The organism is Kineococcus arenarius subsp. arenarius (genome assembly GCF_050871845.1).
Classification (GTDB): domain Bacteria; phylum Actinomycetota; class Actinomycetes; order Actinomycetales; family Kineococcaceae; genus Kineococcus.
The window spans coordinates 1-12,146 of sequence record NZ_JBJLSE010000020.1; the positions used below are offsets into that span (position 1 = coordinate 1).

8 protein-coding genes are annotated in these 12,146 nt (G+C 75.0%); 7 read left to right on the plus strand and 1 reads right to left on the minus strand.

Annotated elements, in window-relative coordinates:
- Window positions 1-553, plus strand: a 553-nt coding sequence (locus tag ACRYM0_RS07410) for an integrase core domain-containing protein (protein WP_432503598.1), incomplete at its 5' end; no start/stop codon positions are given.
- A gap of 13 nt (window positions 554-566) precedes the next feature.
- Here ACRYM0_RS07410 and ACRYM0_RS07415 read toward each other — a convergent pair.
- Window positions 567-1,826, minus strand: coding sequence for an AI-2E family transporter (locus ACRYM0_RS07415; RefSeq protein WP_432503601.1), 1,260 nt, complete (start codon window positions 1,824-1,826; stop codon window positions 567-569).
- A 111-nt stretch (window positions 1,827-1,937) separates the two neighbouring features.
- Between ACRYM0_RS07415 and ACRYM0_RS07420 the strand changes: the two genes are divergently transcribed.
- From ACRYM0_RS07420 to ACRYM0_RS07445, 6 genes are all read left to right on the plus strand, one after another.
- Window positions 1,938-3,380 (plus strand): sigma 54-interacting transcriptional regulator, encoded by a 1,443-nt coding sequence (locus ACRYM0_RS07420; RefSeq protein ID WP_432503602.1) that lies wholly within the window; start codon window positions 1,938-1,940, stop codon window positions 3,378-3,380.
- 211 nt (window positions 3,381-3,591) lie between these two features.
- Window positions 3,592-8,175 carry a pectinesterase family protein gene (locus ACRYM0_RS07425; protein WP_432503604.1) on the plus strand — a complete coding sequence of 1,528 codons (4,584 nt, stop codon included), beginning with the start codon at window positions 3,592-3,594 and terminating at the stop codon, window positions 8,173-8,175.
- A 362-nt stretch (window positions 8,176-8,537) separates the two neighbouring features.
- Window positions 8,538-8,819, plus strand: a complete 282-nt coding sequence (locus ACRYM0_RS07430; RefSeq protein ID WP_432503605.1) for a metal-sensitive transcriptional regulator — start codon at window positions 8,538-8,540, stop codon at window positions 8,817-8,819.
- Between the two features lie 43 nt (window positions 8,820-8,862).
- Window positions 8,863-9,087, plus strand: coding sequence for a heavy-metal-associated domain-containing protein (locus tag ACRYM0_RS07435; protein WP_432503607.1), 225 nt, complete (start codon window positions 8,863-8,865; stop codon window positions 9,085-9,087).
- Between the two features lie 68 nt (window positions 9,088-9,155).
- Window positions 9,156-11,390 (plus strand): heavy metal translocating P-type ATPase, encoded by a 2,235-nt coding sequence (locus ACRYM0_RS07440; protein WP_432503664.1) that lies wholly within the window; start codon window positions 9,156-9,158, stop codon window positions 11,388-11,390.
- Window positions 11,391-11,412: 22 nt separating this feature from the next.
- Entirely contained in the window at window positions 11,413-12,129 is a 717-nt protein-coding gene (locus tag ACRYM0_RS07445) for a GAF domain-containing protein (protein ID WP_432503609.1), read from the plus strand.
- Window positions 12,130-12,146: the final 17 nt, after the last annotated feature.

The following is a 12,146-nucleotide window of genomic DNA, read 5'->3' on the forward strand; positions in this document are numbered from 1 at the left end:
GCATCCTGAGCCTGGATCCCTCATCCACGTGGACGTCAAGAAACTGGCCCGCATCCCCGATGGGGGCGGCTGGCGTGTCCACGGCCGCCGCGAAGACGTCCGCGGCCGCGGCATCGGCTACGACTACATCCACGCCGCCGTGGATGATCACTCCCGATTCGCCTACGCCGAGGTCCTGGCCGATGAGAAGGGCGCCACCTGCGCCGGGTTCCTGCTGCGCGCCGCAGCTGCCTTCGCCACCGCCGGCATCCAGCGCATCCAGCGGGTGCTGACGGACAACGCCTTCGCCTACCGGCAGTCCTTCGCCTTCCGTGAGGCGGTCACCGCGATCGGAGCGCGACAGAAGTTCACCCGCCCGCACTGCCCCTGGACCAACGGCAAGGTCGAGCGCTTCAACCGCACCCTGGCGCAGGAGTGGGCCTACCGGCAGCCTTTCACCAGCAACATCCAGCGCACCACGGCCCTGAGTCCCTGGCTGATCCACTACAACACCACCCGAGCCCACTCCGCCCTGGCCGGGCAGCCCCCGACCAGCCGCCTGTCACCAACGTGATGGCCGAGTACACCTAGCGCCGCAGCCGCGGCTCGTCGCCGTCGCGGTGCTCGGTGCCGTCGTTGGGCGCGGGACGCTCGGGCGCCAGCGGCGCGTCGGACCCCTCGATCTCGGCGACCTCCTCCGTGCGCCGGCCGCCGCGCGCCAGCGCGCTGACCCCGGTGTTCAGCACGGCGACCAGCGGCACGGCGAACAGCGCCCCGACGATGCCGAGGACGGTCGCACCGGCCGCGACGGCGAGGATGACGGCCAGCGGGTGCACCGCCACGGCCCGGCCCATGAGGAACGGCTGCAGCACGTGGCTCTCGATCTGCTGCACGGCGATGACGACCCCCAGCATGATCAGCGCGGTGACGGGGCCCTGCGCGACGAGCGCGACGAGGACCGCCACGGCCCCCGAGAGCAGGGCGCCGACGATGGGGATGAACGCGCCGAGGAACACCAGCAGGCCCAGCGGCACCGCCAGCGGGACCTGCAGGACCGCCGCTCCGATCGCGACGCCGGCGCCGTCGGCGAACGCCACGACGATCGTGGCGCGCATGTAGTGCGTGAGCGTGACCCAGGACTGGCGGGCGGCGCCGTCGAGGCGCTCGCGCGCCGGCGGCGGGAACAGGCGCAGCAGCCACGACCACAGGCGCCGGCCCTCCAGCAGGTAGAAGAACGTCGCGAACAGGGCGATGAACAGCCCGGCGACGACGTGCCCGGCGGTGGTGACGACCCCGGTGGCGCCGGAGACGATGGTGTCGCGGTTGGCGGCCAGCGCGTCCTGGGCCTGGTCCACGTAGCCGGACAGGGCCGTGGACGACACCTGCAGCGGCCCGCTGGCCAGCCACTCCTCGACCTCGTCGATGCCCTGGCTGGCGGAGTCGGACAGGTCCGCGAAGCCGTCGGCGGCCTGGGTGCCGATGAGGGTGAAGAGACCGGCCACGACGGCCAGGGTCAGCAGCATCGTCAGCGCGGTCGCCAGCGCCCGCGGCACCCCGCGGGCGTCGCCCCAGGCGACGAGGGGGTTGAGCAGGGCGGTGATCAGCAGCGCCACCAGGACGGGGATGAGCACCGTGGAGACGTAGCTGAGCCCGTACGCGACGACGACGACGGCCGCGGTGATCGCCACCACCCGCCAGGACCACTCCGCGGCGGTGCGCAGGGCGGGGCTGACGTAGGGGTGGTGGGGGCGCGGGTGCAGGGCGTCGGCCGGTTCGGGGTCGGGGCGCTGCTCCACCAGCGCGTCCGCGCGGTCGGCGGCCCGGTCGGCGGTGCGGATCCGTGGCATGCGCCCCATCGTGCTGTCCGCGGTCGGGACGGGCGCGTCGAGCGCTGCGGGCGGGCGGCGGGGTGCGGGCGGCGGGGTGTGGGCGGGGCGGAACGGACGTAGGTTCGGCGGGTGAGCAACCGGGACTCCACCGCGACGACCGCCGCCCTCCCCCTCGAACCCCCCGCGCACCTGCCGCGCACGCTCGGTGAGCTGCGCTCGTCCGGGCACGAGCACGTCGGCGTCAAGGCGGAGCTGCGCCGCAACCTGCTGGCCCGCATGCGCGCCGGCGAGGACCGCTTCCCCGGCGTCCTGGGCTACGAGGACACCGTCGCCCCGGAGCTGGAGCGGGCGCTGCTGGCCGGGCACGACGTGGTGCTCCTGGGCGAGCGCGGCCAGGGCAAGACGCGCCTGCTGCGCTCGCTGGTGGGCCTGCTGGACGAGTGGACGCCCGTGATCGAGGGCAGCGAGCTGAACGAGCACCCGTACGCGCCGCTCACGCCCGCCTCGCGCCGCCAGGTGCGCGAGCAGGGCGACGACCTGCCGGTGCGGTGGCTGCACCGCTCGCTGCGCTACGGCGAGAAGCTCGCCACGCCGGACACCTCGGTGGGTGACCTCATCGGCGACGTGGACCCGGTGAAGGTCGCCGAGGGCCGGGCGCTGGGCGACCCCGAGACGATCCACTTCGGCCTGGTGCCGCGCACCAACCGCGGGATCTTCGCGATCAACGAGCTGCCGGACCTCGCCGAGCGCATCCAGGTGTCGCTGCTGAACGTGCTGGAGGAGCGCGACATCCAGGTGCGCGGCTACCAGCTGCGCCTGCCGCTGGACCTGCTGCTGGTGGCCAGCGCCAACCCGGAGGACTACACCAACCGCGGCCGCATCATCACGCCGCTGAAGGACCGCTTCGGCGCGGAGGTCCGCACCCACTACCCGCTGGAGGTGGAGCTGGAGGTCGACCTGGTGCGCCAGGAGGCGCAGACCGTCGCCGAGGTGCCCGAGCACCTGCTGGAGGTGCTGGCCCGGTTCACGCGCGCGGTGCGCGAGTCCCCCGCGGTGGACCCGGCGTCGGGGGTCTCGGCGCGGTTCTCCATCGCGGCGGCGGAGACGGTGGCGGCGGCGGCGCTGCGCCGCTCGGCGCTGGCCGGGGAGGACGGCGAGCCGGTGGCCCGGGTGGGCGACCTGCACACGGTCGTCAGCGTGCTGGGCGGCAAGGTGGAGTTCGAGCAGGGCGAGGAGGGCCGCGAGGCGGAGGTGCTGGAGCACCTGCTGCGCACCGCGGTCGCGGAGACGTACCGCTCCAGGCTGGGGGGCGCGGAGCTGTCGGGGTTCAGCGCGCTGGTCAGCGAGGGACGCACCGTGGAGACCGGTGACCTGGTGCCGGGGCGCCGGCTGCTGGAGCAGGTGGGCACCGTCCCCGGTCTGGCGCAGGTCCTGGACCGCCTGGGGCTGGGTGACGAGCCGACGGCGGAGCGGGCCGCGGCCGGCGTGGAGTTCGTGCTGGAGGCGCTGCACCTGACCCGGCGCCTGGACAAGGTGGTGCTGGAGGACGGGCGCACCGTGTACGGCAGCTGAACCCTCCCAGTGACAGCCCTTCACTGTCCGTGAGTCCCGGCCTGCTCCCGGGGGACCCGGTGTGCCCGAACGGGTGCAGCTCGTTTGCTGTGCGCACCACCCGGAAACCAACCTCTCCCTGTCACCCGGCTGTCACCGAGAGCAGCGTTTCCCGGGTGTCCTGACGCCGCGGCCCCGCGCCGCCGCCAGCGGCTCGGACAGAGAGACCCCGATGAGCAGCCCCAGCAGTTCCCCGCACGCCTTCACCGTCCGCGCCTGCGCCTTCCGCGCGGTCCCGCCGTTCGTCGCCCTGGCCCTGGCCGCCGGGATCGCCGGCCCGGCCGCGGCCGCCGCGCCCGTGCAGGTCGAGCGCGCCGAGCGCGGGGTGGACGACGCCGTCGCGGCCGGGACGTGGACCCCGACGACGTCCGCCTCCCCCACCACCGCGCCCACCGAGACCGCCGCGCCCACCGAGACCGCCGCGCCCACCGCCTCCCCGACGACGGGCACGGCCACCGGCGGCGGCTCGGGCACCGTGACCCCCGCCCCCACCGGCGACACCACCGCCCCCGCCGCCGTGCGCTCGCTCACGGCGAAGGGGTCCACCAGCAGCATCACGCTGAGCTGGAAGAAGAACTCCGAGCAGGACCTCGCCGGCTACCGCGTCTACCGCGCCGTCGACGGCGCCTTCCAGCTCCTGGCCACCACCACGTCGGCGAAGTTCACCGACAAGGGCGCCCCCGCGGGGTTCACCAGCACCTACCGCGTCACCGCCGTGGACCGCACGGGCAACGAGTCCGCCCCCGTGGACGCCACCGCCCTGCGCCGCGACAAGACCGACCCGGGCACCCCGACCGGCCTGGTGGCGACCGCCGCGACCGACGGCATCGCCCTGGACTGGGCCGACGGCACCGACGCCGACCTCGCCGGGTACGTCGTCTCGCGCGCCACCGGCACCAGCAGTTCGTACAAGGCCCTGACCGGCACGCCCGTGACCGCCTCGGCGTGGACGGACACCACCGCCGTGGCCGGCACCGCGTACACCTACCGGGTCACCGCCGTCGACCTCAGCGGCAACGACTCGCGCGCCGCGTCCACGAGCGCCGTGCTGCCCGACGGCGTCGCCCCCGCCGCGGTGCGCTCGCTGAAGGCGAAGGGCTCCACCAGCAAGGTGTCGCTGAGCTGGTCGAAGAGCTCGGAGAAGGACCTCGCCGGGTACCGCGTCTACCGGTCGTCCACCGCCGACGGTGCGTTCGAGCTCGTCGGCACCCCGACCTCGGCGAAGTTCAGCGACAGCACGGCGCCCGCCGGGGTGTTCTCGCACTACCGGGTCACCGCGGTCGACGTCAGCGGCAACGAGTCGGCCGCCGCCACGGTCAGCGGGCTGCGCGAGGACCGCACCGCTCCCGCCGCCCCCGCGGAGCTGACGGCGACGCCCGACCTCACGAGCGCCGCCGTCGTCCTGGACTGGGCCGACGGCGCCGAGCCCGACGTCGCCACCTGGGTCGTGCAGCGCGCCACCGGGACCAGCGGGTCCTTCAAGACCCTGGCGAAGACGCTCACCGCCTCGACGTTCACCGACACCACCGCCGTCGCCGGCACCGCGTACACGTACCGGGTGGCCGCCGTGGACCTCAGCGGGAACACCGGCGCGCACACCGCGGTCACCGCGACGCTGCCCGACGAGGCGGCGCCCGCCGCGGTGGGCTCGCTGAAGGCGACGACCTCCAGCAGCGGTGTCACGCTGAGCTGGTCGAAGGGCCCGGAGAAGGACCTCGCCGAGTACCGCGTCTACCGGTCGGCCACGGCCGACGGCGTGTTCGAGCCCGTCGGCACCACCACGTCGGCGAAGTTCCGCGACGGCAGCGCGCCCTCCGGCGTGTTCTCGTACTACCGGGTCACCGCCGTGGACCACAGCGGCAACGAGTCCCTGCCCGCCGCGGTGAGCGTGCTGCGCACCGACCGCGTGGCGCCGGCGGCACCGGCCGGTCTGGTCGCCACCGCGACCGCGGACGGCGTGGCGCTGGACTGGGCCGACTCGACCGAGGCCGACCTCGCCGGGTACGTGGTGCAGCGCGCCACGGGCACGAGCACGGCGTTCGAGACCCTGACGGCGGCCGTGCTGACCACGTCGGCGTTCACCGACACCACCGCCGCGGAGGGCACCGGGTACACGTACCGGGTCCGCGCCGCCGACCTCAGCGGGAACCTGTCGACCCCCGGCACCGGTGTCGCCGTGCTGCGCCCGGACACCGCCGCCCCGGCCGCACCGCAGGGCCTGAGCGCCACCGCGGCCACCGACGGCACCGCGCTGGTCTGGAGCGCGGGCACCGAGGCGGACCTCGCCGGTTACCTGGTGTTCCGCGCGCAGGCCCCCGAGGGGCCGTGGGCGCAGCTGACCGCGGACGCCGTGACGGCCGCCGCGTACACGGACACCACCGCTCCCGAGGGGGTCCTGGCGCACTACCGCGTCGTGGCCGTCGACACGGCCGGGAACGCCTCGGCTCCCGCGACCGCGCAGGCCCTGCGGCCGGTGGCCGCTGCGGTCCCGGACGCCGACCTCACGGTCGCCGCCGACGGCAGCGCCGACTTCACCACCGTCGCCGCCGCTCTGTCCGCCGCGCCCGCCGGCACCGCCGCCGACCCGACCGTCATCGCGATCCGACCCGGCACCTACCGCGAGCTCCTCACCGTGGACCGGCCGTACACCACCCTGATCGGCACGACCGGCGACGCCTCCGACGTGGTCATCACGTACGACAACGCCGCGGGGACGCCCAAGCCGGACGGCTCGGGCACCTACGGCACCACGGGGAGCGCCACCGTGCTCATCAAGGCGAACGACGTCACCGCGAAGAACCTCACCATCGAGAACTCCTACGTCGAGACCGGCGCGGGCAGCGAGCAGGCGGTGGCGCTGAAGACCACCGGCGACCGCCTGGTGTTCGACAACGTGCGCCTGCTGGGCGACCAGGACACCCTGTACGCCGACTCGCCGAAGGCCGGGGCGCTGGCCCGCTCGTACTACGTGAACTCCTACGTCGAGGGCGACGTCGACTTCGTCTTCGGCCGCGGCACCGTCGTGTTCGACCGATCCACGCTGCACGCCTCCACCCGCGGCAGCAGCAGCAACAACGGATACCTCACCGCGGCCAGCACGGACAAGAGCCTCGCCTACGGCTACCTGATCACCGATTCGACCGTGACCAGCGACGCGCCCGACAGCACGTTCCACCTGGGCCGGCCGTGGCAGCCCAGCGGTGACGTGAACGCGGTGGCCCAGGTCGTCATCCGCGACACGGAACTGCCGGCTGCCATCAAGTCCTCCCCGTGGACGGACATGCAGGACGCGTCGTGGCGGGAGGCCCGGTTCGCCGAGTACCGGAACACCGGCGCCGGCGCGACGGTGAGCGCCGACCGCCCGCAGCTCAGCGACCTGGACGCGGCGAAGTACACGAAGTTCACCTACCTCGCCGGGACCGACGGCTGGAACCCCACCGGGGAGGCCGCCCCGGCCGACACCACCGCCCCCGGGTCGGTGGCCGGGCTGACCGCCGCGCCGAGCGACAGCTCCGTCACCCTCACCTGGACGGCGGGGACCGACACGGACCTGGCCGGGTACGCCGTGTACCGCTCCACCGCCGAGACGGTGGAGCCGACCGCGGCGAACCGCATCGCCACCGGCGTGACGGGCACCTCCTACACCGACCGCACCGCGGCCAACGGCAGCACCTACCGGTACGTGGTCACCGCCGTGGACACCAGCAGCAACGAGTCGCCCGCGTCCGCACCGGTCACGGCCGCCCCGGTCGGGGTCCCGCTGCCCGCCCACGACGTCCTCGTCGCGGCCGACGGGACGGGCCAGTACACCAGCGTGCAGGCCGCGCTCGACGCCGCACCGGCGGGCACCGCGGCGGAGCCGACGGTCATCGCCGTCAAGCCGGGCGTCTACCGCGAGATGATCACGATCTCGAGGAGCGGCGTGACGCTGATCGGGACCACCGGCACGGCCACCGACGTGGTGCTCACCTACGACAACGCCGCCGGCACCACGATCCCGGGGACGACGTCGGCGTACGGCACCGGCAAGAGCCAGTCGGTGATGGTCAAGGGCAGCGACGTCACCGTCAAGGACCTCACCATCGAGAACTCCTTCCAGGAGACCGGCGCGAACAGCGAGCAGGCCGTCGCGCTGCAGACCACCGGGGACCGGCTCGTCTTCGACAACGTCCGCGTGCTCGGCAACCAGGACACGCTGCTGGTCAACTCCCCCGACGCGAACGTCGTCGCCCGCTCCTACTTCGTGAACTCCTACGTCGAGGGCGACGTCGACTTCATCTTCGGCCGCGGCACCGCGGTGTTCGACCGCAGCACCATCCACGCCCTCTCGCGCGGCTCCAACTCCAACAACGGCTACATCACCGCGGCCAGCACCTCGGACCAGAACCCGTACGGGATCCTCATCACCGATTCCACGATCACGAGCGACGCCCCTGCCGGGACGTTCTCGCTGGGCCGGCCCTGGCGCGGCTGGAACGACGGCTACACGAAGAACGGCGTCGTGTACAACTCGCGCGGTCAGGTGACGATCCGGGACACCGAACTGCCGGCGGCGGTCCGGACCACCCAGCCCTGGGTGGACATGTCCCCCAACCTGTGGACCGACGGGCGCTTCTCCGAGTACCGCAACACCGGCGCCGGAGCGGTGGTCACCGACCCGGCGACGCGTCCGCAGCTGAGCGACGAGGAGGCCGAGCGGTTCACCGCGCGCGCCTACCTCGCCGGCACCGACGGCTGGGACCCCACCGCCGCCTGACGCGCGGCACGCAGCTCCGCAGGACCGCAGCACGACCACGAGGCCCCGCCCGGACCACCGGGCGGGGCCTCTCGTCGTGCACGGCGCCGCGCCCGGCGCCCGTCAGGGCAGGGACGTGGTGGGCACCAGACCGGAGACCCCGTTCAGCAGGGTCCGGTCGGCCGGACGAGCGTCAGACCGTGCGCGAGCGCCGCCGCGGCGATCAGGTGGTCGACGACACGAGGCCGGGGCTGCTGGCCGGAGGCGACGACGTCGGCCACGACGCGGGAGCACGCCGCCGGCTCGACGGGAACAGACCCGCGTGCCACCCTGTTCACCAGGTACCCCCCAGGGGTACGGGGCGAGCGATGGAGGAGGCGGCCGTGGCCGGCTACGACGACGACAAGGAGCAGGTGCTCAAGCGCCTGCGCCGCATCGAGGGCCAGGTCCGCGGCCTGCACCGCATGGTCGAGGAGGACACCTACTGCATCGACGTGCTCACCCAGGTGTCCGCGGCCACCAAGGCCCTGCAGGCCGTGGCGCTGCAGCTCCTCGACGACCACCTGGCGCACTGCGTCGTCGACGCCGCCCGCCAGGGCGGTGAGGCCGCCGACGCCAAGGTCAAGGAGGCCTCCGACGCCATCGCCCGCCTCGTGCGGTCCTGACCGACCACCCGCCCCGCAGCACCAGCGACACCCAGGAGGAACCGTGAACCAGCAGTCCTACGAGGTCACCGGCATGACGTGCCAGCACTGCGTGAACGCCGTGCGCACCGAGGTCGGCGCGATCGAGGGCGTCACCTCCGTGGACGTCGACCTCGTGACCGGCGGCGCCTCCACGGTGACCGTGATGTCGCAGGCCCCGCTCGACGAGGCGGCCGTGGCCGCGGCCGTGGACGAGGCCGGGTACGAGCTCGCCGGGAGGCGGCCGTGAACGGCGAGCCCCCCACCTCCGCGGGCTCGCCCGTCGCGCTGCGCACGGTCGAGCTGGAGATCGGCGGCATGACGTGCGCCTCGTGCGCGGCCCGGGTGGAGAAGAAGCTCAACCGGATGCCGGGCGTGGAGGCCAGCGTCAACTACGCCACCGAGAAGGCCCGCGTGGCGCTGCCCGAGGGCACCGACGTCGCCGACGCCATCGCCGTGGTCGAGGCCACCGGGTACACCGCGGCGCTGCCGCCGGCCCTCGAGCCGGCCCGGCCCGCTCCCGGTGGCACCGCGGCCGCCCCGGCGGCCGGTGGCGAGCGCGACGCGGCGCAGACCCGCACCGCCGAGCTGCGCCACCGCGTGCTCGTCTCGACGGCGCTGACCGTCCCGGTGGTGCTGCTGTCGATGGTGCCGGCCCTGCAGTTTCCGAACTGGCAGTGGCTGGCGCTGACGCTGGCCGCACCGGTCGCGGTGTGGGGCGCCTGGCCGTTCCACCGGGCGGCGTTCACCGGCGCCCGGCACGGCGCGGCCACCATGGACACCCTCGTCAGCCTGGGCGTGCTCGCCGCGTTCGGCTGGTCGCTGTACGCGCTGTTCCTCGGCCACGCCGGGATGCCGGGCATGCGGATGGAGTTCTCCCTGCTGCCCGCCCGCGGCGGCGCGGAGGAGCTGTACCTCGAGGTCGCCGCCGCGGTGACCGTGTTCCTGCTGACCGGCCGCTACCTGGAGGCGCGCGCCAAGCGCCGCTCCGGCGAGGCCCTGCGCGCCCTGCTGGACCTGGGCGCCAAGGACGTCGCCGTCCTGCGGGACGGGCGCGAGGAGCGCGTGGGTGTGGACGCCCTGGCCGTCGGCGACGAGTTCGTCGTGCGGCCGGGCGAGAAGATCGCCACCGACGGCGTGGTCGTCGAGGGTTCCGGCGCGGTGGACACCGCCCTGCTGACCGGCGAGCCGGTGCCCGTGGAGGTCGGCGTCGGCGACGCCGTCACCGGCGCCACCGTCAACGCGGGCGGGCGCCTGGTGGTGCGCGCCACCTCCGTCGGCGCCGGCACCCGCCTGGCGCAGATGGCGCGGATGGTGGAGGACGCGCAGTCCGGCAAGGCGGCGGTGCAGCGCCTCGCCGACCGCGTCTCCGGCGTGTTCGTGCCGGTCGTGCTGCTGATCTCGCTGGCCACGCTCGTCGGCTGGCTGCTCACCGGGCACGGCGCGGAGGCCGCGTTCACCGCGGCGGTCGCGGTGCTCGTCATCGCCTGCCCGTGCGCGCTGGGCCTGGCCACCCCCACGGCGCTGCTCGTGGGCACCGGCCGCGGCGCCCAGCTCGGCGTGTTCGTCAAGGGCCCCGAGGCGCTGGAGTCCACCCGCCGGGTGGACACCGTCGTGCTCGACAAGACCGGCACGATCACGACCGGCCGGATGGCGCTGGCCTCGGTGCACCCCGCCGCCGGCGTCGACGAGGCGGAGCTGCTGCGCCTGGCCGGTGCGCTGGAGGACGCCTCGGAGCACCCGGTCGCGGCGGCCGTGGCCGCCGGCGCCCGCGCTCGGGGGCTGCGGCTGCCGGCCGTGGAGTCCTTCGCCTCCACCGGCGGCCTGGGGGTCGCCGGCGTGGTCGAGGGCCGCGCCGTCGTCGCCGGCCGCGCGTCCTGGCTGGAGCGGGAGTGGGCGCAGCCGCTGCCAGCGGAGCTGGCCGCGGCCCGCGACGAGGCCGAGGCGGCCGGCCGCACCGCCGTGGCCGTCGGCTGGGACGGCGCGGCCCGCGGGGTGCTCGTGGTCTCCGACACCGTGCGCCCCACCAGCGCCGAGGCGGTCGCCCGGCTGCGGGGGCTGGGCCTGCGCCCGGTGCTGCTGACCGGCGACAACACCCGCGCCGCGCACGCCGTGGCGGCCCGCGTCGGCATCGACGAGGTGATCGCCGAGGTGCTGCCCGAGGGCAAGGTGGACGTGGTGCGCCGCCTGCAGGCCGAGGGCCGCACGGTCGCCGTGGTCGGCGACGGCGTCAACGACGCCCCCGCCCTGGCCGCCGCCGACCTGGGTGTGGCGATGGGCACCGGCACCGACGTGGCCGCGCGCGCCGCGGACCTGACCCTGGTGCGCGACGACCTGCTCGTGGCCGTGGACGCGCTGCGGCTCTCGCGGGCGACGCTGCGCACGATCCGGGCGAACCTGTTCTGGGCGTTCGCCTACAACGTCGCCGCGATCCCGCTGGCGGTGGCGGGGTTGCTGAACCCGCTGCTGGCGGGGCTGGCGATGGCGCTGTCGTCGCTGTTCGTGGTGACGAACAGCCTGCGGCTGCGCCGGTTCCGGCCCACCGCGGGCTGACCGCGAACCGGTCGGGAGCACCGTGGACGACCTCCTCGCGCGGTTCAGGGCCGCCTGCGACCGGCACGCCGGCCGCGGCGGCCCCGAACTGCGGGCGACCGCGCTGGCCGCCGCGTGCCGCGACGTGCTGGCCGCGGACGGCGCCACGATCAGCGTGACGAGCGGCGGCCGGTGGCACCTGCCGATCGGGGTGAGCGACGGCGCGGCCGCCGCCGCGGAGCGCTGGCAGTTCACGATCGGGCAGGGCCCCGGCTTCCGCGCGTGGGCCGAGGGCGCCCTCGTCGTGGCCGGTGAGGCGTCGCTGCGGCGCACGTGGCCCGCGCTGCACGACCAGCTGCACCGCCGCACCCCCTTCCGCAGCGCGATCGCCGTGCCGCTGCGGCCGGGCCCGGGACCGGCCGGGGTCCTCGACCTGCACCTGCGCCGGCCGGAGCCGGCGGCGTCCTGGGACGCGGAGCGCGCGCAGCTGGTGGCCTCGCTCATCGGCACCGAGCTCCTCGGCCCCGCCACCGGCCCGGGCGAGCCCGCCTGGCTGGACGCACCCGCCGCCCGGCGCCGCCAGCGCGTGTGGATGGTGATCAGCATGTGCCGGCAGGTGCTGGGCCTGCCCGACGCGGACGCCCTGGCGCTGCTGCGCGCCCGGGCCTACGCCCGGGACCGCACCCTGGAGGAGCTGGCCGACGACGTCGTCGAGGGGCGCACCCCCGTCCGGGCGCTGCACCACAGCGCCGAGGACTGACCCGCCGCCCCGCCCGC